Source organism: Kribbella sp. C-35, from assembly GCF_046549195.1.
Lineage (GTDB): Bacteria > Actinomycetota > Actinomycetes > Propionibacteriales > Kribbellaceae > Kribbella.
In genome coordinates this window covers 1-18,428 of the sequence record NZ_JAJPWG010000005.1, presented here as the reverse complement: position 1 = coordinate 18,428, position 18,428 = coordinate 1, and the positions used below count along the sequence as shown (strand labels likewise).

Here is an 18,428-nt window from a genome sequence, read left to right as displayed (position 1 = left end):
TCAGCCCTGCAGATGAGTCGGCCGGTGGGTCACCTGCTCGATGTCCTCGGCCGCCGCCAGTACCAGCCGGTGCGAGAGCTCGGACAGTGCCCGCGCGGCAGCCAGCTCGTCGCCGATCTGCGGGACCTCGCGGTCGTTCGGATGGCGGTACGCCGTACCTCGCGCCGAGAGCTGCTCGCCCGCATGGGTCCGCAGCCGCGCCTCCGCCCGGGTCGTTCGCTCGTCCTCCTCCTCGTCGATCACGATGTCGACCATCCATTGCCGCATCGTTGACATCCCACTCACCTTCGTCCAGGGAGTTCCTACTCCGAGCGTGGTACGTCTGCGCGCGAAATGCCAGTGCCGGACCCGGATCAGCGGAAGTCGACCGGCTCTTCGGTCAGGCCTGACGGATGATCCTTGGCACCGTCAGTAGGCCGGAGTTGAGGTAGTCGGTGGCGTGTTCGATGTGTTGGAGGTCGAAGCGGCGCCCGTAGCGGGCCGTGGCGTCTGCGGCTGCGCCGAGCAGGTGGTGATCGGCGGAGAGCGCGTTCGCGGCGGTGTTGTGTACGACGACGCGCAGCTCGTTCACGCCCGGTCGCGCGGCGGGTGTGAGGTCGACCTGGTACGGCGGCGCCCAGAGTGAACCGCAGTGGGTGTCGTTGAGCCAGATGTCGGCGGCGACCCCGACCGGCGGGGTGATGAGCGCGCGGTAGGAGTTGTCGGGGAGGTAGGGCTCGCTGTCGGGCGCGACCGGCTCACCGGGGCCGAAGTCGACGAGCAGACGGTCTGTGGTGTCCGGGAGTTCGATCTCGGTGCGGTATGTCGCGGAGCCGGAGTAGGTCGTCAGCGCCGGGTCGTCCTCCCAGCGGTGCGGGAGCGTGACCGGGCGGCGGCTGTCATTGCCAAAGGCAACCGACCAGCCGTCCTGAAGCGGGGTGACCTGTTCATCGGCTGGAGCGGCCGCCTCAGCCGTGGTGGTTGGGAGCAGGACGGCTGACTCGTAGGGGTGCAAGGTGATGGTGCGGGTGACTGGAGCGTCGTCAGAGAGCGCACTCCAGTGTTCCAGCGGCTGGTCGAGGGTGAGGGTGCGGATCTCGGGGCCGGTGTTGGCGACGAAGTAGAAGTCGCCGTCGTCCAGGCGCCGGTGGACCACGCCTACGTCCTGTTGGGGAGAGAGCGGCGGGGACGGGAGGTGGTCAGCGAGGGTGCCGACGTCGGCGATCACCTTTCCGCCGGCCGCGACAACAGCATCCAGCCAGCGCTGGGTTTCCGGCGGTGTCGTGGTTCCTTCGGGTACGACGACCAGCGGCGCGTCAGCGGGATCGAGTACCTCGAGCGCGTCGTCGTCGATCAGGTCGAAGTCGAGTCCCGCCTCCCGGATCATCCGGGGAGCGCTCTCTGGGATCAGCCGGCGGACGACGCGGTAGAGGTTCAGCGGCTCGGCGTGCCCCGCGGGTACGGCGGCGTACGCGTCGGAGGCCGGGACGTAGATCTTCACGGGCCGGACCGGCGTGCCCTGCTGGAGCAGCCAGGAGAGGCGGTGGAGAGAACGGAAGAGAGCGGTTGCTGACGGCCACCATGGGTTCCGGTCGTCTAGTGCGCCTGCGGCGTAGAAGATCCACCCGAGCCCGGGCCCGTCGGACGGCGAGTAGGGCCAGCCGTGGCCGATGAGCTGGTTGACGCCGGAGAGGAAGTGTTCGTGGGCCTCGCCCTGGAGATCCAGAGGCGTGGCGCGGAACGAGGGGGAGTGGACCCACGTCCACACCTCGGCTGACACGACCGAACGGCCGTAGATGTTCGCGGCCGACGACGCCCACCGGGTCTCGGGGATGCGCGTCCATCCCCAGCCTTCGCCTTCGAACATGTCGGCGTGCCGGTAGCTGCTCATCGTCGCCGGCGGCTCACCGTAGCTCTGGATCCGGAACGGTACGCCGTACCCGAATGCCCATTGCTGGAATACCTTCAGGAAGTTGTCCTCGTACAGCTCCGACAGCGTCCGCCCGAAGTCGATCCGCAGCTGCCGCGAGCCCTCGGTGTCCACGAGTAGCTCGTAGAGCCGCGGCCGCAGCTCGTACCCGCGCCGTTTCTCGAACTCGTCGAAGATCGTCGGCGTCCAGTCCCCGCCGTACACCTCGAGGCTGTCGCAGAACACGGAACCGAGCAGCTCCGGCGTGGCCGCGAGCAGCAAGGGCTCGGCGACCTTCTTGATGTGCTCGTTCGCGGCGGCGGCCGAGTAGTGGTCGAGCGTGAGTCCCTCGGCTCCCGCCGCAGTCCGCTTCACCTGCTGACCGGTCACGCGGGATGTCGCGATCAGAACTTCGCGCGGCTGACCCCCGGCCGGTACGTGGATGATCCCGTCGTTCGCCGGTACCTCGACGTACGACGACGGCGCGCCGCCCGACCCGTCGCCGACGTACGCCGCGACGAACTCGTCACCGGGCCAGGCGGCCACGATCGGTACGTCGTACGCCGCGGCGCCGATCTCGCGACGGTCCCAGTGCAACTGCCGCGCAGCCAGCGAGGGACCGATGTGCGGACCGCCGTACGACCACCCGCTCCCGAGCGTCACGTCGAACCGCAATCCGAGCCGTCGCGCGGTCCGCGCGGCGTGCTCGACCAGTTCGAGGAACTCGGGCGATCCGAACGGCGCGGTCACCGGTCCCATCGGGTAGACGAACGCGACCTCCGCGCCGCCGAGCCCGGCGGCAGCCATCGCTTCCAGCTCGCGGTCGATTTCGTCTCGGTCGATGGACGGTCCGAACCACCACCAACGCATCATCGGCCGCCCCTCGGGCGGCGGGTTCCGGAACTGTCGTCGTACGTCGTCGACGGTCGCCATGCTGTTCACCCCACCGCGGGCAGCGACCTGCGGTCAACGGCGATGACCAGTACCGGTCAGATCGTCCTGCGTAGTGGTGACGCCCGAGGTCAGCAGGTACTGGCCGACGGCGTACGTCGACATGGTGAGCGCTCCCCGGCCGGGGAAGTCGCGGCCGGCGAGGCGGAGTGCGATGAGCGCGTCGGAAACGAGAAAGAGCGCTCCACCGAGGCCGCTGCGCGAGTTGTGCCAGCGGGACGCGACTGCGGTTGCTGTGAGCAACAGTGCGTAGGCGGCGACGGGGACGCGTTGGCTGCCGAGTCCGGGCGAGAGGATGGCGATGAGGGCGGCCCACAGGGCTGCGTACGCCGCGAGCACCCGCCAGGATCGTTGCGCTGGATCGCTGAGGAACACGGCGAGATAGCAGGCGTGTGCCGCTGCGAACGCTGCCATGCCGGCGAGCTGGAGATCGGTCTCCAGGAGGAGGTCACCGGCGGCCGATGCGAGCAGTGCCGCCTGGAGGAGCGGCGGGGCGTCCTGCGTTCGCGACCACTGCCAGAGCAGTGGCATCAATGTCACCTTGCTGGTCTGCTTGAGGATCTTGGCGTCGACGACGATCGCCGCGACCTGTACGACGGTTGCGCCCCAGAACCCCGCCAGTACCCGGCGCCCACGCGCCAGCTGTCCCAGCCTCATGCGGCCGAGTCTGCAACATCCGACGCCGCGACTCACCGCTGTTCACGGCAAGTTCAACCAGGGGCTACGAGAGGTTGAGGGTGGCGCGGAGGTGGGGGAGGTGGGTGATCAAGGGCTTGGGCGGGGTGGGGGTGGTGACGACCGAGAGGGTGAGGCGGTAGTGGAAGGGGGCGGGGGTGAGGTGTTCGCCGGGGCGGAGTTCGGTGGCCAGGGCGCTGCGGGGGACGAGGGCCAGGTGGGAGCTGCGGCGGGCCATGGCGACGGTGGTGCTGAGGGTGACGCCGCGGCGTGGGATCGCGCCTTGGGCGGCCAGGCGGGAGTGGACGTCTTCGGCGCCGCGGTCGTACGTGGAAAACGCGATCTGGCGATCTTTCAAGGGCCGGCGGCCGCGGCCGGGTGGGCGGGCGCCGGGTGGGACGAACAGGACGAGTTCGTCGCGGCCGACGCGGCGGGCGACGGTGCCGCGGGGGAGCGTCATCTGGTCGGCGATCGCGATGAAGGCCGCGTCCATGGTGCCTTCGGCGACGCGTTCGACCAGGAAGTGGCCGTGGTCGACCTGCTGCTGGATCTCCAGGTCGGGAAGGTCGGCGTCGAGGACGGGGAACAGGATCGGCGCGAGGCTGGCGAATGTACCGATCACGAGGCGCTGCGTGACGGCGGCCGCGCGCGTGGCGTCGTACACCTCCTCGAGGTGGCCGAGGATGTGGTCGGCGCGGCGGCCGAGTTCGGCGCCGGCCGGGGTGGGGCGGGCGCCGCGGGTGTCGCGTTCGAAGAGTTTGGTGCCGCAGAGGCGTTCGAGCCGGGCGAGGCGTTGGGACGCCGAGGGCTGGGAGATGCGGAGTTCGCGGGCCGCGGTCCCGACAGCGCCGGTCCGGGTGACGGCCTGAACGAGCCGCAGGTCCTCGACCGAGGGTAATGAGGCCATAGGCTAAGCCTATGGCATGCGGACAAGCCGTGCTGACTACCTGAGGCCGCGGGAAACGCCAAGAATTCAAGGTGTGAAGGCGAGATCCGAAGCGTTGGCGTTGCTGGCGGGAAGCGGTACGGCGGACTTCGCGTTCCGGATTTCTCAGGTCGCGCTGCCGCTGGTGATCCTCCGGGAAACGGGATCGGTGGCGGCGACTGGACTCGTGGCCGGTGCGGCTGGGGTGCCCGTGCTCCTGTCGCCGTGGTGGGCTCGCAATGCGCGACAGTGGGTGGACTCGGGACCGCGGCTCGCTGTCGTGGCGCTGGTGTCCGCGATCGCGTTGGCGTCGGTACCGGCGGCGGCCGGCTTGGGGATCCTGTCTCCGGAGTTGCTGATCATGAGCGGGCTACTGCTCGGGTGCGGCGACGCGCTGTCGAATCCGGGGAGGTCGGCATTGCTCGCCGACACCGGCGACCGATGGGGTGAGGGTCGGGCGGTGCAGCTGCTGACCTGGCAGGACGGACTACGACGACTGGGGATGATGGTCGGCCCGACCGTCGGTGCGCTGGCGGTGTCGACCGGGCTGACGAACGGGTTGCTGTGGGTCGAGGCCGCAACAGTTGCCGGCGCCGGGTTGCTGGCGTGCAGTGTCCGGGCCGAGCGCGCCCCGGAAATGGCGGTGACGCCGTCGATCCGCGGGAGTCTGCGCGGACGGCCCGAGATCGCGTACGGCTGGGTGGTCCGGGGAACGGGATGCGTTACCTGGTTCGCGTTCACGTTGGGGCTGTCGGTGCTGGGGGAGGAGCGCGGGCAACCGGGGATCTACCTGGCCGCGGGAATGACGGGGTACGGCGTGGGGTCGCTCGTCGGGACCGCGGTGTCGTTGGCAGTGGTACGGCGTACCCGGCCGGTGGTGACCGCGTCGATGGCGTGGGCCTGGAGCGGGCTGTGCTGGGTCGGAATGGGGGTGTGGACGACGCCGCCCGTGGTCGCCGTGATGGGCGCGTTGTCGGGGGTGACCGTGGTGATCGGGATCGCGGCGATCTCCGTTCTCATCACCCGGTCGTCGGCCGGCGCCGAGCGACGCGCGTTGCTCTCCGGGCAGAGCGTCGTCGTGAACGCGGGGAGCGCGGCGGGCCTGCTCGCCGGAGGACCGATCATCGGCGCTCTCGGAGCCGAGATCGCGCTGATCGGATCGGGCCTCGTCACCGCGATCGTCGCCGTACTGGTCCTGCTTCGGTGCCACACTGCTGGTCATGTCCGAGATCGCGATCACCACCTTGGCCGAGCGGCCTGAGTACCTGGAGCGGATGTACGAGTTCGCCGACGCGTGGCCGGCGTTCATGCACAACGACCCGATCGGAAACGCGTTCATGGGTCAGGTCCCGGTGCACTTCCCGGACCAGTGCGTGGTCGCGACCGAGAACGGCGAGCTGATCGCGCACGGCCGGAGTATCCCGTTCGTGTTCCCGGACGAGAACCGCACCGACCTGCCGGCCGGCGGCTGGGATCGCGTGCTGCTCTGGGGTTTCCACGATCTCCGCAACGACCGTACGCCGAACGTCTCGAGCGCCCTGGAGATCCTGATCCGGCCGTCGCACCTCGGCCGCGGCCTCTCGCACGCCATGCTCGCCGCGATGCGCCAGGCCGTGAAGGCGAAAGGCCTCTCCGCTCTCTACGCCCCGGTCCGCCCGAACGGCAAGACCGACGCACATCAGCCGATGACGGAGTACGTCGAGCAACTCCGGCCCGACGGTCTGCCGCAGGACCCGTGGCTGCGCGTCCACGTGAAGGCCGGCGCCACGATCGTCCAGGTCGCCCCGCGCTCGATGGTGATCGCGGGCAGCCTGGACGAGTGGCGCCGCTGGACCGGCCTCCCGTTCGACACCACCGGCGACGTCGTCGTACCCAAAGCTCTCGTCCCCGTCCACGTAGACGTCGAGCACAACCACGCGGTGTACGTAGAACCGAATGTCTGGGTCCGCCACGACCTCTGAATGCGTTGGGCTCTACCGCGCCAGGCGTCCCATCAGAGCGGCAGCCGCGCAGATGCCGGCGATGGCGGCGACGATCAGGACGGTGAAGTCGAGGAGGTAGTTGGTGGGTTGGCCGATGAGTAAGCCGCGGAGGGCGCTGACCTCGTAGGTGAGGGGGTTGGCGTGGGAGAGAGCGCGGAGCCAGCCGGGCATGATGTCGACCGGGTAGAGCGCGTTGGACGCGAAGAACAGCGGCATCGTGATCGCCTGGCCGATGCCCATCAGGCGATCGCGGCGCAGGACCAGGCCCGCGATCGTCATCGAGAGACAGGAGAAGAACGCGGCGCCGAGGACCACGACCGCGAGAACGGCGAGCAACTTCAGCGGATTCCAGGTGAGACTGACGCCGAGCAGTGCTGCGACGATCAGAACGACGATCGCCTGGGAGATCGTCCGGACGCCGGCGGCGAACGCCTTTCCGGCGACCAGTGCGGAACGCGGGGACGGCGTGACCAGCAACTTCGTGAGAATCCCGGCGTCACGTTCCCAGATGATCTGGATCCCGTAGAAGATGGCCACGAACAGCGCCGACTGCGCGATGATCCCGGGCGCGAGATAGTCCAGGTACGGCACGTCGCCGGTCGGGATCGCCCGGATCCGGCTGAATGTCTGGCCGAAGATGACCAGCCACAGGACCGGCTGGATTGCTCGCGTGATCAGCTCGGTCCGGTCGTGCCGGAGCTTCTGTAACTCGATGAGGCAGAACGTTCCGATCCTGGAGAACAGCCGGAGCACGGCTCGCGGCCGCGAATCAACCCATGCGCTGGGCGGTGCGGCGGGTGCCACGGACATCGCGCAGGCCTCCCTTCGCCTGACCTTCGAGACTCTCGCCGGTGTGGCGCCGGAACACGTCCTCGAGGCTCGCGTCCGGACCGAGCTCGGCCTTCAGCTCGTTCGGCGTACCGACGGCGCGGAGCCGGCCGAGGTGCATCAACGCAACCCGGTCGCAGAGGATGTCGGCCTCCTCCATGTAGTGCGTGGTCAGCAGCACGGTCATCCCGTACCGCTCCTGCATCTCCTGCACCCGCGCCCACACCGAGTCCCGCGCCACCGGATCGAGCCCGACCGTCGGCTCGTCCAGCACGAGCAGCGCGGGCCGGTTGACGAGCGCCTGCGCGAGTTCGAGCCGTCGCACCATGCCGCCGGAGTACGTCGAGGCGAGCCGGTCGGCCGCGTCGGTGAGGTCGACGATCTCCAGAACCTCGGCCACCCGCGCGGCTCGTTCACGCCGCGGTACGTCGAACAGCCGCGCGAACCAGGAAACGTTCTCTCGTCCGGAGAGCGCTCCCTCGATGGACAGCTGCTGCGGGACGTACCCGAGCAGGCGCCGTACCGACATCGCAGCGGTGTGGACGTCGAGACCGAAGACGCGGACCGAGCCGGACTGGGGTGGGTAGAGCGTGTTGAGCACCCGCAGTGTTGTCGTCTTGCCAGCGCCGTTGGGGCCGAGGAGACCGAAGCATTCGCCGGGGGAGATGGTCAGGTCGAGATCGTCGACCGCCAGGTGGTCGCCGAATCGGTGACTCAACCCGGAAACTGACACCGCCGGCGTGCCCGCAGGCTCCACACCAGCCGCACCGCGTTCCGGTTCGGCTGCGGGTTCCGCACTCATACGTGCTCCTTCGTCAGCTGTTCTTCGGGATGCAGGCGCTCCGCGAGTCCAGTGAGAATCGGCAGGGCGGATCTCAACGCCTCACGGTCGTCCGCCGTCAGATCGTCGAGCGTCCGGGTGACCAGCGCCGTACGGCGATCGCGCCAGGCCTCGACCTGTTCGCGGGCCGGCTCTGTCAGCGTCAGCCGCGCGACCCGGCGATCGGACTCGTCGGGGGTGCGCTGCAGCAGACCGCGCTCGGTGAGCTGGCCGACGAGGGTCGACACGGTGTTCGCGACCAGGCCGAGCTCGGCCGCGGCCTCGGCGACCGAGATGCCCGGGTTGCGGCGGACGGTCCGGACCAGTTCGGCCTGCGAGTCGGTGAGTGCGGACAACGGGAACGGTCGCCCGACGGATCGGCGCAGGTGCCGCCGCACCAGCCCGATCGCCGCCAGCAGTTCCTCGGCGAGAACCTCGGTCACAGCGACAGAATACCTCTGTTGCAGAGATATTTCACCGGGGAGAACCCCAACTAATCGGGGTACCGGGCGGCCAGGGTCGCGCCGACGATCGGTGGCATGAGTACAACCGCGAGTTCAGGAGAGCGCAACAAGGCCGTCGTGAAGGACTTCATCGACAGTCTGTTCACCAAGGGGGATCTCGGTGCGGTGGACACCTACCTGGCCGAGGACTTCGTCAACCACGACCCGCCGTTCGGCGTCACTGCCGACCGCGAGGGCATGCGGACGGTCGGCGGCATGATGCGTGCCGCGTTCCCGGACTGGCGCAGTGAGCTGCACGAGCTGATCGCGGAGGGCGACCTCGTCGTCGAGCGGTTCACGGCCGGCGGGACGCACCGCGGCGAGGTGATGGGGGTGCCGGCGAGCGGGAAGCCGATCAGCCTGCCGGGGATCAACATCTTCCGGCTCCGCGACGGCCTGATCGTGGAGCGCTGGGGACGGCTCGACGATCTCGGTCTGCTCAGACAACTCGGCGTCGTACCGGCGTAGCATCACGAGCATGGGGGTGGGGGATCGCCTCGAGGTGCTGATCCAGCGCTGTTACGCGGGGCTGGACGCCGATCAGCTGCGGTCCGAGGTGCTCGCGCGGCTGCGGGGTGTGCTGACAGTCGACGCGGCGTTCTTCGCGACGGTGGATCCGGCGACCGTGCTGTTCACGTCGGCGGTGGCCGACGAACCGCTCGGTGCGGTGACCGAGCAGTTCATGGCGAACGAGTTCGGGCAGGACGACGTGAACAAGTTCGCCGTACTCGCCGGTGGGCCGGACGCGGTGCGGTCGCTCGGTGAGGCGACGCGAGGCGACTGGGGGAGCAGTCCGCGGTACGTCGAGGTGATGCGACCGCTCGGACTTGGGGACGAGTTGCGCGCCGCGTTGATGTCGAACGGTCGGTGTTGGGGCGTGCTGTGCCTGCACCGCGAGAACGCTGAGGCAGGGTTCGCCGAGCACGAGATTCAACTGGTACGCCGACTGGCACCACACCTGGGCGACGGCCTACGCCGCGCCCTGCGTGCCGGCCCGATGGTGCCCGGCCAGGCCGGAGTTGGGGCTGGGGTTGTGGTGTTGGATGCGGGGCTGCGGGTGGACTCGGTGAGTGATGAGGGGGAGTACTGGCTCGACGAACTCGGCTCGGCGGGCGAGTTGCCGGTTGCGGTGCGGGCGGTGGGTGCTCGGATGCAGGCCGACCGGACGACCGCTCGGCTGAAGGTCAGGACGCGTCGAGGCGCGTGGCTCGAGTTGCAGGCGTCCAGGTTGGGTGAGAACGGACAGACAGCGGTCGTGATCGAGCCGGTGACGCCGGCGCAGCTGGGATCCCTGCTGCTCGATCTGCACGGTCTGACGCCGGCTCAGCAGCGGGTGACCGAGTTGTTGCTGCGCGGCTACTCGACGCGGCAGATCGTCGAGCGGTTGTGCCTGTCCCCGCACACCGTGCAGGAGCATGTACGGGCGTCGTACGACAAAGTCGGCGTCGGCAGCCGACGGGAATTGGTAACTGTCCTGCTCAGAGGGTCCGCATCACGCGGATGATGCGGCGCCGCAGCCACACGCGGCGTGAACCGTCGGGATAGCGACGCAGACGGGCAAGCTCCCACCCGCCGTACTCCGCGTGCTCGGTGAGTAGCTTGCGCACCGCACCGCGGGACTCCGTCCTGGACACCTCGAACTGCTGTAATTCGTACTCTGCCATTCACACCTCCCCTGAAAATTCAACAGGGTCCACTTACGAAACATCCTCCAGTGCCGCTGCGATGGCGGGCGGCAATGTGAGCTCCTCCACACCCAGTACCGACTTCAATTGCAGTGCCGTGCGGGCCCCGACGATGGCCGCCGACACTCCCGGCCGGTCCCGCACCCAGGTCAGCGCGACCTCGAGCGGGGTCCAGCCGAGCCCGTCGGCGGCTCGTGCGACCGCTTCCACGATGCCCGAAGCCCGCGCGTCGAGGTAGGGGTCGACGAATCTGGACAGATGCTGAGACGCCGCCCGGGAGTCCGCCGGGATGCCTGTCCGGTACTTCCCGGTCAGCACGCCCCGGCCGAGCGGCGACCAGGCGAGGACCCCGATCCCGAGGCCGGCGGCCGCGCGGATCGCGTCCAGTTCGGCGTCGCGGGCGAGCAGCGAGTACTCGACCTGGTTGGCGACCGGGACCGCGCGGCCCGGCCAGGCCTGCTGCCAGGTGACGGCGCGAGCAGCCTTCCAGCCGGCGTAGTTCGAAACCCCGACGTACCGCACCTTGCCGGAGCTGACGGCGTGGTCGAGCGCGGAGAGCGTCTCCTCCAGCGGCACGTCGTCGGACCAGGTGTGCAGTTGCCAGAGGTCGATGTGGTCGATGTTCATCCGGCGCAGCGAGCCCTCGAGATCGCGCAGCAGCGCGCCGCGGGAGGTGTCGGTGACCCGCTCGCCCCGCCGGACGCTGAACCCGGCCTTGGTCGCGATCACGAGGTCGTCGCGGTCCACCACGTCGCCGATCAGCGACCCGATCAGCTGCTCGCTGTCGCCGTCGCCGTACGCCGCGGCGGTGTCGATGAGCGTGCCGCCGGCGGACACGAACGCGGCGAGCTGCTCGCGCGCCTCGTGCTCGTCGGTGTCCCGGCCCCACGACATGGTGCCCAGCCCGAGTCGGCTCACCGCCAGTCCACTGTGACCGAGATAGCGCTGCTGCATGTACCGAGCCTATTGCGGCCCACCGACAACGGCTCGCTAGGCTCGCCAGTCATGCGACTCGGACTCAACATCGGCTTCGTCTACGGCGGCGACGACCATCTGGACCACCTGAGGCTGGTGAAGGAGGCCGAGGCACTCGGATTCTCGGTCACCTGGGCCGCGGAGGCGTACGGCTCGGACGCCGCCACGCTGCTCAGCTGGATCGCCGCGCAGACCACGACGATCGACGTCGGCGCCGCGGTCTTCCAGATCCCGGCCCGGACGCCGGCGATGACCGCGATGACGGCGGCCACCCTGGACCGGCTGTCGAACGGCCGGTTCCGGCTCGGTCTCGGCGTGTCCGGGCCGCAGGTGTCGGAGGGCTGGCACGGCGTGCGGTTCTCTCAGCCTCTGCTCAGGACCCGTGAGTACGTTGACATCGTGAACGCGGCCCTACGGCGCGAGACGGTGACGTACGAGGGCAAGTACTTCACCCTGCCGCTGCCCGACGGGCCGGGCAAGGCGCTGAAACTGACCGTGCGGCCGATCCGCGACCACGTGCCGGTGTACCTTGCCGCGGTCGGCCCGAAGAACCTCGAGCTGGCCGGTGAGATCGCCGACGGCTGGCTCGGGATCCTCAACGACCCAGGCTTCCTTGGAGAGCAGTTGAATCACATCAAGACGGGCCGTGCCGTCCGTCAGCAGGACCTCGACGGTTTCGACGTCGTCGTCACCACCCCGCTGATGACCGGTGACGACCTCCAGGCGGCGGCCGACCCGGTCCGCGGGTACGCCGCCTTGTACATCGGCGGCATGGGCAGCCGTGAGAAGAACTTCTACAACGCGCTCGCGGTCCGGATGGGGTACGCCGAGGAGGCGAAGGAGATCCAGGACCTCTACCTGGACAAGAAGCACCGCGAGGCGATGGCCGCCGTACCGTTCGGCTTCCTGGACTCGATCTCGCTGCTCGGTGACAAGGCGCGGATCGCGGACAAGCTCACGGCGTACGCCGAGGCCGGGGCGACGACGGTCGCGCTGACGCCGTTCGCGCCGACCGTCGAGCAGCGGATCGCCGACCTGCGGACCGCCGCCGAGGCTCTGGAGCTCTCCGGAGCCGGCAACTGATGACGATCTGGGACTCCATCATCCTCGGCATCGTCGAGGGCCTGACCGAATTCCTGCCGGTCTCCAGCACCGGGCACCTGACGATCGTGTCGAAGATGCTCGGGCTGAAGATCGACGACCCGTCGATCACCGGGTTCACCGCGGTGATCCAGATCGGCGCGATCGCGGCGGTGGTGCTGTACTTCTGGAAGGACATCAAGCGGATCGCGATCGCCTGGGTCCGCGGGCTCGCGAAGCCGGAGTACCGCGGCGAGTTCGACCACCGGATGGGCTGGTACGTGATCGTCGGCTCGCTGCCGATCGTGATCGTCGGCTTCCTGGCGCGGGACCTGATCTCGGGGCCGCTACGGAGCCTGTGGTGGGTGGCGGGCGCCCTGATCGGATGGTCGGTGGTGATGGTCGCGGCCGAGCGGCTGAGTTCGAAGTCGCGGCCGCTGACCCGCATCACGCTGATCGACGCGGTCGTGATGGGCGTCGTGCAGTGCCTCGCGCTGATCCCGGGTGTGTCCCGGTCCGGTGCGACGATCTCGGCCGGCCTGTTCTGCGGTCTCGATCGGGTCGCCGCGACCCGGATCGCGTTCCTCCTGGGCATTCCGGCCCTGGTCGGGGCGGGCATCTACGAGTTGAAGGACGCGCTCAACGGCGACGTCGGCGTCGTACCGCTGATCGTCGGCACGGTCGTCAGCTTCGTGGTCGCGTACGCGTCCGTCGCCTGGCTGCTGCGTTTCGTCGCCAAGCACTCGACCGAGATCTTCGCGTTCTACCGCGTCCTGCTCGGCATCGTGCTGATCATCCTGCTGTCCACCAGCACGATCACCGCGACCTAGAGCCAGCCGACCTTGCGGAAGAAGCGGTACATGGTGGTGCAGGCGACCGCCATCACCAGCAGGATCGCGTAGTACCCGAAGTGCCAGCGGAGCTCCGGCATGTTGTCGAAGTTCATGCCGTAGATGCCGGCCAGCATGGTCGGTACGGCGGCGATCGCGACCCAGGCGGAGATCTTGCGCATGTCGTCGTTCTGCTGGACCGAGACGCGGGCGAGGTGCGCGTTCAGGGCGGATGTGAGCAGCGTGTCGATCGACTCGGCCTGGTCGGAGACCCTGCTGAGGTGGTCGGCGACGTCGCGGAAGAACGGGCTCGCCTTCGGGCCGAGCCCGGCGACTCCGTGCGCGAACTGCTCCATCGGCTCCCGCAACGGGTCGATCGCGCGGCGCATCTCCAGCACCTCGCGCTTCAGCCGGTAGATCCGCTCTGCGTCGCTGGTCCGCTCGGGGGAGAACACCGACGACTCGATCTCGTCGACGTCGACCTCGACCTGTTCGGCAACGGTCTCGTACTGGTCCACGATCGCGTCGCAGATCGCCCACAGCACGGCGGCCGGGCCGTGCCCGAGCATCGAGGCGCGGTCCTCGAGTTCGTGCCGGGTGGTGGCGAGTTCGCCGCCTTCCCCGTGCCGTACGGTGACGACGTACCTGGGTCCGACGAAGGCGGTCACCTGACCGGTCTCGACGTCGTCGCCCTCGTCGACGTACCAGAGCGTCCGCAGTACGACGAGGAACGTGTCACCGAACCGTTCCACCTTGGGCCGCTGGTGGATCTGCAGCGCGTCCTCGATGGCGAGATCGTGCAGCCCGAACAGCCGCTGCACCCGCTCCATCTCGGCGTCCGACGGCTCGTGCAGCCCGATCCAGCCGAAGCTGTCGCCGGTGTCCTCGATGGCCCGGGCAACGGTCTCGGGGTCCTTGGGCAGGTCCTGCCGCTCCCCGGCGGCGTACACCCCGCAGTCCACGATCACACCCCCATCATGGACCACGACTTGGTCAGACCGGATAACGTGCAGTCCATGCCCACCGTGATTCTCGTTCGCCACGGTCGTAGTTCCGCGAACACGTCCGGCACGCTGGCAGGTCGTACGCCGGGCGTGAAGCTCGACGACGCCGGCGTACAGCAGGCCGCGGCGGTCGCCGAGCGGCTCGCCGAACTGCCGCTGGCCGCGATCGTCACCTCCCCGCTCGAGCGCTGCAAGCAGACCGCCGCCGCGATCGCGAAACACCACACCGGGTTGCGTCCGGCAACGGATCGCCGGCTGACCGAGTGCGGGTACGGCGACTGGACCGGGCAGAAGATCGCCACGCTGGCGAAGGACCCGCTGTGGGCCGTGGTACAGCAGCACCCGTCCGCCGTCACGTTCCCGGGCGGCGAGTCGATGCGGGGGATGCAGCAGCGCGCAGTCGACGCCGTCCGGGCGCACGACGCGGAGCTCGCGAAAAGCCACGGGCCCGGCGCGATCTGGGTCGCGGTCTCGCACGGCGACGTGATCAAGGCGATCGTCGCGGACGCGCTCGGTCAGCACCTGGACACGTTCCAGCGGATCGTCGTCGACACCGCGTCCACGACGATCATCACCTACACCGCGACCCGCCCGTTCCTGGTCCGCCTGAACGACTCCGGCAGCGAGCTGGCGTCGCTGATCCCTAAGCCGTCAGCGAAAGGCAAGCCCAAGAAGCAGTCCTCGGACGCGGTCGTCGGCGGACGGTAATAGGGTCTTAGGTATGGCGCGAGTTGTGCACTCCTTCGACGACCCCGAGCGGTTCGTCGCCGGCACCGTGGGGGAACCCGGTGCGAGGACGTTCTTCCTGCAGGCCCGGGCCGGGCAACGGCTGACGTCGGTGGCGTGCGAGAAGGAACAGGTGATGGCGCTCGCGGAGCGGCTCGACGTGATGCTGGACGAGGTCGCCCGGCGCTTCGACCGCGACCCGGTCGCGCAGACCGCGAGTGACGACACCGCGCCGCTCGAGCAGCCGATCGAGGAGGAGTTCCGGGCCGGCACCATGACCCTGGCGTGGGAGGCCGACGCCGAGCGGGTGGTGATCGAGGTGTTCGCGGTCGTCACCGGCGAGCAGGCCGACCTGGAAGAGACCGACCCGGTCACCGCCGCGATGGAGTCCGACGACGCCGAGGTGTTCATCGTCCGGATCACCGAGGAGCAGGCCCGCGCGTTCGCCCGGCGGGCGGTCGCGCTGGTCGCGTCCGGACGCCCGAGCTGCCCGTTCTGCGGCCGGCCGATCGACGCCGACGGCCACATCTGCCCGCGGGCCAACGGCTACCGCAGGCATCTGCCCGAATGACGATCGATCCCGAGCTGCTCGCGTTGGGGGAGCTGTCACTGCACGGTCGCCTGGTCGCCGCGTCGAACGGCACCTACCAGGGTTCGGTCAGCCTGGCCGGCGAGACCGCGACCGTCGTCTACAAGCCGATCGAGGGGGAGCGGCCGCTGTGGGATTTCCCCGACGGCACGCTCGCCCAGCGCGAGTTCGCGGCGTACGTCGTGTCCGAGGCGCTCGGCTGGTCGGTCGTGCCGCCGACGCTGCTGCGCGACGGGCCGCTCGGTGAAGGCATGGTCCAGCTGTGGATCGACGAGGCCGAGCTCGGACCGGGGGAGACCGAGCTGGTCGACATCGTCCCGCAAGGCCGCGTGCCCGACGGGTGGGTCGGCGTCCTGGACGCGCTCGACGGCCGCCACAACCCGGTCACGCTCGTGCACGCCGACAACGACGCGTTGCGGCGGATGGCCGTGTTCGATGCCGTGGTCAACAATGCCGACCGCAAGGGCGGCCACGTGCTGAACCCGGGCGACGGCCGGGTGTACGGCGTGGATCACGGTGTCACGTTCAACGCCGACGACAAGCTCCGCACGGTCCTGTGGGGCTGGGCCGGTGAACCGATCCCGGCCGGCCTGCTGGACGACGTACGGCGGCTCGCGGATCAGCTGGCCGGTGGCCTCGGGCAACAACTGTGTGAGCTCGTCACCGCCGTCGAACTGACCGCGACCCGGGAACGCTGCTCGACACTCCTCAAGACCGGGACCTTCCCGTATCCGAGCGACGACTGGCCCGCGATTCCCTGGCCCGCGTTCTAAGGTCTCCCCTGCACGCTGACGTTGCCGACCCGGCCCAGTTCGTCGAACTCGACGACGATCGGGCCGCCGTTGGGCGCCGTACTGCGGATCGCGTCCGGGCCCTCGTCGTACTGCAGGCCGAAGTGGTGGAAGTAGCCGCGGACGACCTGCCGGTGATCGGCGGGGAAGACGCTGATCGCGGTCATCAGCAGGCGCGGCGTGGCGATCGCGTCGAACCCGGCCTGGGGCAGCTGCTCGTCGGCGATGTGCAGGTACACGTGCCCGCGGCCCTCGTTGATCGCAGTCGACCAGACACCTCGACCGCCGAGGACCGAGCCGGCGGTGATCGCGAGCGTGATTGCCGCCTGGGCCGGCTGCTCGAAGCCGCTCAGATCCGGGCTCTCGGCGGTGAACTCGCCGATCCGGTGCCGCTCACCGAACTCGCGGATCGCGAGCGTCGAGGCGACCGCGGGCGCGTCCGGCCCGAAGCCCGGGTTCGCCCAGCCCCACAGCCAGGTCCGGTCGAGTTCGGAGAAGCTGCCGAGCAGCGAGATCCCGTGCAGTACGCCGCGCTCGCCGCCGAGCGTCCGCGCGTCGAGATCGGCCTGCAGCGAGTCCGGGCCGACCACCTCGTTGAACAGGTCCTGCTGCTGGATCGCGGCCGCCGCGATCCAGCCGCCGTACGACTGGAGCTCGGGGCTGAAGTCTGTACTCATCGCTCGCGAGGCTATCCGCAGCCGGGTGCACACCCGGCTCCCGGACCACGGAGTGGAACCGTGTCGCGTCATTGAAAATCGGACTGGCATAAGCTCCGACACATGCAGGCGTGGACTCAACCAGACATCCCGGTCGTACCCGGGCCCGCCCGGCGGCTACGCCTTTACGACACCGCCTCGCGCGGCCTGGTCGAGGTGCCGCCGACCGTGTCGTCAACAGACGGCGGGACCGCCCGCATGTACGTGTGCGGCATCACGCCGTACGACGCCACCCACATGGGCCACGCCGCGACGTACGTCACGTTCGACCTGATCAACCGCCTCTGGCGCGACGCCGGGTACGACGTCTCGTACACCCAGAACATCACCGACGTGGACGACCCGCTGCTGGAGCGCGCGACCGCGACCGGCGTCGAGTGGACCGACCTCGCGGCGCGGGAGATCCAGCTGTTCCGCGACGACATGACCGCGCTGCGGGTGATTCCGCCGCAGCACTACATCGGCGTCGTCGAGTCGATCGACCTGGTCGCGAGCGCGGTCGAGGACCTGCGCCGCGCCGACGCGGTGTACTCCGTCGACGGCGACCTGTACTTCGCCGTGAAGGCCGACCCGGCGTTCGGCGGCGTGTCCAACTACGACCGCGACACGATGCGCGAGCTGTTCGCGGAGCGCGGCGGCGACCCGGACCGCGAGGGCAAACAGGACCCGCTGGACAGTCTGCTGTGGCGGCACGAACGGCCGGGGGAGCCGGCGTGGGACTCGGCGCTCGGGCGTGGACGGCCGGGGTGGCACGTGGAGTGTTCGGCGATCGCGCTGAAGTACCTCGGGATGTCGTTCGACGTCCAGGGCGGCGGGACGGACCTGATCTTCCCGCACCACGAGATGTCCGCGAGCGGCGCCCAGGTCGCGACCGGGGAGCACCCGTTCGCGCGCGCCTATGTGCATCAGGCGATGGTCGGGCTCGACGGCGAGAAGATGTCGAAGTCCAAGGGCAACCTGGTGCTGGTGTCGAAGGAGCGGCTCGCGGGCGCGGACCCGATGGCGATCCGGCTCGCGCTGCTCACCCACCACTACCGGACCGACTGGTTCTGGGAAGAGTCCGACCTGACCGACGGGCAGGCACGCCTCGAGCGGTGGCGTGCGGGCGTGGCGCGGGACGCCGGGCCGGACGGTGCGGCCGTCGTGGACGCCGTACGGGCGGCGTTGACCAATGACCTGGACTCGGCCGGCGCGCTGGCGGCCCTCGACGAGTGGGCGGCAACCGACGGCACCGACTCGGAGGCGCCTGCACTGATCGCCCAGGCCTGCGATGCGCTGCTGGGCGTGAAGCTCTAGTCGAAGACTTGGGGAGGATCTTGTGCCCGATTCGGCATGTGATGTGAAGGGACATGTCGGACAGGGTGTGAAGGGACATGTCGGACAGCGGGTTGTGTTAACTGGTCGAGGGTAGGGGTTTGGTGGCGCGGCGTGCGCGGGGCAGGCCGGACGGGGTGTCTTTG

At 69.3% G+C, this 18,428-nt stretch carries 21 protein-coding genes; 10 read left to right on the top strand and 11 right to left on the bottom strand.

Translation table 11 applies throughout. The annotated features are described in order from the left end of the window. From ACLJOO_RS30530 to ACLJOO_RS30515, 4 genes are all read right to left on the bottom strand, one after another. The gene (locus ACLJOO_RS30530; protein WP_410790960.1) at nucleotides 1-276 is read right to left on the bottom strand and encodes a DUF1876 domain-containing protein; all 276 of its coding nucleotides are present in this window, start codon (nucleotides 274-276) and stop codon (nucleotides 1-3) included. Between the two features lie 103 nt (nucleotides 277-379). After that, nucleotides 380-2,821 (bottom strand): glycosyl hydrolase, encoded by a 2,442-nt coding sequence (locus tag ACLJOO_RS30525; RefSeq protein WP_410790959.1) that lies wholly within the window; start codon nucleotides 2,819-2,821, stop codon nucleotides 380-382. Between the two features lie 33 nt (nucleotides 2,822-2,854). Then, on the bottom strand, nucleotides 2,855-3,496 hold the full coding sequence (locus tag ACLJOO_RS30520) for a lysoplasmalogenase family protein (RefSeq protein ID WP_410790958.1): 642 nt from the start codon (nucleotides 3,494-3,496) through the stop codon (nucleotides 2,855-2,857). Nucleotides 3,497-3,560: 64 nt separating this feature from the next. Beyond that, the gene (locus tag ACLJOO_RS30515; RefSeq protein ID WP_410790956.1) at nucleotides 3,561-4,421 is read right to left on the bottom strand and encodes a LysR family transcriptional regulator; all 861 of its coding nucleotides are present in this window, start codon (nucleotides 4,419-4,421) and stop codon (nucleotides 3,561-3,563) included. 73 nt (nucleotides 4,422-4,494) lie between these two features. Between ACLJOO_RS30515 and ACLJOO_RS30510 the strand changes: the two genes are divergently transcribed. Both ACLJOO_RS30510 and ACLJOO_RS30505 read left to right on the top strand, forming a co-directional pair. Next, nucleotides 4,495-5,700 carry an MFS transporter gene (locus ACLJOO_RS30510; RefSeq protein ID WP_410790955.1) on the top strand — a complete coding sequence of 402 codons (1,206 nt, stop codon included), beginning with the start codon at nucleotides 4,495-4,497 and terminating at the stop codon, nucleotides 5,698-5,700. Beyond that, nucleotides 5,660-6,400, top strand: coding sequence for an N-acetyltransferase (locus ACLJOO_RS30505; RefSeq protein ID WP_410790954.1), 741 nt, complete (start codon nucleotides 5,660-5,662; stop codon nucleotides 6,398-6,400). Before ACLJOO_RS30510 ends, ACLJOO_RS30505 begins: the two co-directional genes overlap by 41 nt. 12 nt (nucleotides 6,401-6,412) lie before the next feature. On the opposite strand, the gene ACLJOO_RS30500 is transcribed toward ACLJOO_RS30505, so the two are convergent. The 3 genes from ACLJOO_RS30500 to ACLJOO_RS30490 are packed head-to-tail and all read right to left on the bottom strand — an operon-like array spanning nucleotide 6,413 to nucleotide 8,512. Beyond that, the gene (locus ACLJOO_RS30500; RefSeq protein WP_131338467.1) at nucleotides 6,413-7,231 is read right to left on the bottom strand and encodes an ABC transporter permease; all 819 of its coding nucleotides are present in this window, start codon (nucleotides 7,229-7,231) and stop codon (nucleotides 6,413-6,415) included. Beyond that, on the bottom strand, nucleotides 7,191-8,051 hold the full coding sequence (locus ACLJOO_RS30495; RefSeq protein ID WP_410790953.1) for an ABC transporter ATP-binding protein: 861 nt from the start codon (nucleotides 8,049-8,051) through the stop codon (nucleotides 7,191-7,193). The genes ACLJOO_RS30500 and ACLJOO_RS30495 overlap by 41 nt, the downstream gene beginning before the upstream one ends. Continuing rightward, entirely contained in the window at nucleotides 8,048-8,512 is a 465-nt protein-coding gene (locus ACLJOO_RS30490; RefSeq protein WP_410790951.1) for a MarR family winged helix-turn-helix transcriptional regulator, read from the bottom strand. Before ACLJOO_RS30490 ends, ACLJOO_RS30495 begins: the two co-directional genes overlap by 4 nt. Nucleotides 8,513-8,608: 96 nt before the next feature. Between ACLJOO_RS30490 and ACLJOO_RS30485 the strand changes: the two genes are divergently transcribed. Together ACLJOO_RS30485 and ACLJOO_RS30480 are read left to right on the top strand one after the other, a co-directional pair. Beyond that, entirely contained in the window at nucleotides 8,609-9,040 is a 432-nt protein-coding gene (locus ACLJOO_RS30485; protein WP_410790950.1) for an ester cyclase, read from the top strand. 10 nt (nucleotides 9,041-9,050) lie between these two features. Next, nucleotides 9,051-10,076, top strand: coding sequence for a LuxR C-terminal-related transcriptional regulator (locus ACLJOO_RS30480; protein ID WP_410790949.1), 1,026 nt, complete (start codon nucleotides 9,051-9,053; stop codon nucleotides 10,074-10,076). On the opposite strand, the gene ACLJOO_RS30475 is transcribed toward ACLJOO_RS30480, so the two are convergent. Continuing rightward, a complete protein-coding gene (locus tag ACLJOO_RS30475; RefSeq protein WP_130385444.1) occupies nucleotides 10,051-10,236 on the bottom strand; it encodes a DUF5703 family protein in 186 nt (61 codons plus the stop codon). The two genes, ACLJOO_RS30480 and ACLJOO_RS30475, sit on opposite strands and share 26 nt — an antisense overlap. Before the next feature lie 33 nt (nucleotides 10,237-10,269). Beyond that, nucleotides 10,270-11,211 carry an aldo/keto reductase gene (locus ACLJOO_RS30470; RefSeq protein ID WP_410790948.1) on the bottom strand — a complete coding sequence of 314 codons (942 nt, stop codon included), beginning with the start codon at nucleotides 11,209-11,211 and terminating at the stop codon, nucleotides 10,270-10,272. 51 nt (nucleotides 11,212-11,262) lie between these two features. Here ACLJOO_RS30470 and ACLJOO_RS30465 point away from each other — a divergent pair, with 51 nt between their 5' ends. Both ACLJOO_RS30465 and ACLJOO_RS30460 read left to right on the top strand, forming a co-directional pair. Next, a complete protein-coding gene (locus tag ACLJOO_RS30465) occupies nucleotides 11,263-12,315 on the top strand; it encodes an LLM class F420-dependent oxidoreductase (RefSeq protein ID WP_410790947.1) in 1,053 nt (350 codons plus the stop codon). Next, nucleotides 12,315-13,142, top strand: a complete 828-nt coding sequence (locus tag ACLJOO_RS30460) for an undecaprenyl-diphosphate phosphatase (RefSeq protein ID WP_410790946.1) — start codon at nucleotides 12,315-12,317, stop codon at nucleotides 13,140-13,142. The genes ACLJOO_RS30465 and ACLJOO_RS30460 overlap by 1 nt, the downstream gene beginning before the upstream one ends. On the opposite strand, the gene corA is transcribed toward ACLJOO_RS30460, so the two are convergent. Further along, entirely contained in the window at nucleotides 13,139-14,110 is a 972-nt protein-coding gene (gene corA / locus ACLJOO_RS30455) for a magnesium/cobalt transporter CorA (protein ID WP_410790945.1), read from the bottom strand. The genes ACLJOO_RS30460 and corA overlap by 4 nt on opposite strands. Before the next feature lie 48 nt (nucleotides 14,111-14,158). Between corA and ACLJOO_RS30450 the strand changes: the two genes are divergently transcribed. The 3 genes from ACLJOO_RS30450 to ACLJOO_RS30440 are packed head-to-tail and all read left to right on the top strand — an operon-like array spanning nucleotide 14,159 to nucleotide 16,234. Further along, nucleotides 14,159-14,854: a histidine phosphatase family protein gene (locus ACLJOO_RS30450; protein ID WP_410790944.1), complete on the top strand. Its 696-nt coding sequence runs from the start codon at nucleotides 14,159-14,161 to the stop codon at nucleotides 14,852-14,854. A gap of 13 nt (nucleotides 14,855-14,867) precedes the next feature. Beyond that, nucleotides 14,868-15,443 (top strand): DUF3090 family protein, encoded by a 576-nt coding sequence (locus ACLJOO_RS30445; RefSeq protein ID WP_327635101.1) that lies wholly within the window; start codon nucleotides 14,868-14,870, stop codon nucleotides 15,441-15,443. Further along, nucleotides 15,440-16,234: an SCO1664 family protein gene (locus tag ACLJOO_RS30440; protein ID WP_410790943.1), complete on the top strand. Its 795-nt coding sequence runs from the start codon at nucleotides 15,440-15,442 to the stop codon at nucleotides 16,232-16,234. Before ACLJOO_RS30445 ends, ACLJOO_RS30440 begins: the two co-directional genes overlap by 4 nt. Here the strand turns inward: ACLJOO_RS30440 and ACLJOO_RS30435 are convergent. Then, nucleotides 16,231-16,929, bottom strand: coding sequence for a DUF6882 domain-containing protein (locus tag ACLJOO_RS30435; RefSeq protein ID WP_410790942.1), 699 nt, complete (start codon nucleotides 16,927-16,929; stop codon nucleotides 16,231-16,233). The two genes, ACLJOO_RS30440 and ACLJOO_RS30435, sit on opposite strands and share 4 nt — an antisense overlap. Nucleotides 16,930-17,031: 102 nt before the next feature. On the opposite strand from ACLJOO_RS30435, the gene mshC reads away from it, so the two are divergent. Next, nucleotides 17,032-18,264: a cysteine--1-D-myo-inosityl 2-amino-2-deoxy-alpha-D-glucopyranoside ligase gene (mshC, locus tag ACLJOO_RS30430; RefSeq protein WP_410790941.1), complete on the top strand. Its 1,233-nt coding sequence runs from the start codon at nucleotides 17,032-17,034 to the stop codon at nucleotides 18,262-18,264. Nucleotides 18,265-18,428: the final 164 nt, after the last annotated feature.

Coding starts and splice junctions, on each gene's coding strand:
- ACLJOO_RS30470 (WP_410790948.1), bottom strand. CDS start 11,211: ATGCAGCAGCGCTATCTCGGTCACAGTGGACTGGCGGTGAGCCGACTC.
- ACLJOO_RS30515 (WP_410790956.1), bottom strand. CDS start 4,421: ATGGCCTCATTACCCTCGGTCGAGGACCTGCGGCTCGTTCAGGCCGTC.
- ACLJOO_RS30505 (WP_410790954.1), top strand. CDS start 5,660: ATGTCCGAGATCGCGATCACCACCTTGGCCGAGCGGCCTGAGTACCTG.
- ACLJOO_RS30475 (WP_130385444.1), bottom strand. CDS start 10,236: ATGGCAGAGTACGAATTACAGCAGTTCGAGGTGTCCAGGACGGAGTCC.
- ACLJOO_RS30500 (WP_131338467.1), bottom strand. CDS start 7,231: ATGTCCGTGGCACCCGCCGCACCGCCCAGCGCATGGGTTGATTCGCGG.
- ACLJOO_RS30485 (WP_410790950.1), top strand. CDS start 8,609: ATGAGTACAACCGCGAGTTCAGGAGAGCGCAACAAGGCCGTCGTGAAG.
- ACLJOO_RS30495 (WP_410790953.1), bottom strand. CDS start 8,051: ATGAGTGCGGAACCCGCAGCCGAACCGGAACGCGGTGCGGCTGGTGTG.
- ACLJOO_RS30520 (WP_410790958.1), bottom strand. CDS start 3,496: ATGAGGCTGGGACAGCTGGCGCGTGGGCGCCGGGTACTGGCGGGGTTC.
- ACLJOO_RS30440 (WP_410790943.1), top strand. CDS start 15,440: ATGACGATCGATCCCGAGCTGCTCGCGTTGGGGGAGCTGTCACTGCAC.
- ACLJOO_RS30445 (WP_327635101.1), top strand. CDS start 14,868: ATGGCGCGAGTTGTGCACTCCTTCGACGACCCCGAGCGGTTCGTCGCC.
- ACLJOO_RS30525 (WP_410790959.1), bottom strand. CDS start 2,821: ATGGCGACCGTCGACGACGTACGACGACAGTTCCGGAACCCGCCGCCC.
- mshC (WP_410790941.1), top strand. CDS start 17,032: ATGCAGGCGTGGACTCAACCAGACATCCCGGTCGTACCCGGGCCCGCC.
- ACLJOO_RS30530 (WP_410790960.1), bottom strand. CDS start 276: ATGTCAACGATGCGGCAATGGATGGTCGACATCGTGATCGACGAGGAG.
- ACLJOO_RS30480 (WP_410790949.1), top strand. CDS start 9,051: ATGGGGGTGGGGGATCGCCTCGAGGTGCTGATCCAGCGCTGTTACGCG.
- ACLJOO_RS30450 (WP_410790944.1), top strand. CDS start 14,159: ATGCCCACCGTGATTCTCGTTCGCCACGGTCGTAGTTCCGCGAACACG.
- ACLJOO_RS30465 (WP_410790947.1), top strand. CDS start 11,263: ATGCGACTCGGACTCAACATCGGCTTCGTCTACGGCGGCGACGACCAT.
- ACLJOO_RS30435 (WP_410790942.1), bottom strand. CDS start 16,929: ATGAGTACAGACTTCAGCCCCGAGCTCCAGTCGTACGGCGGCTGGATC.
- ACLJOO_RS30460 (WP_410790946.1), top strand. CDS start 12,315: ATGACGATCTGGGACTCCATCATCCTCGGCATCGTCGAGGGCCTGACC.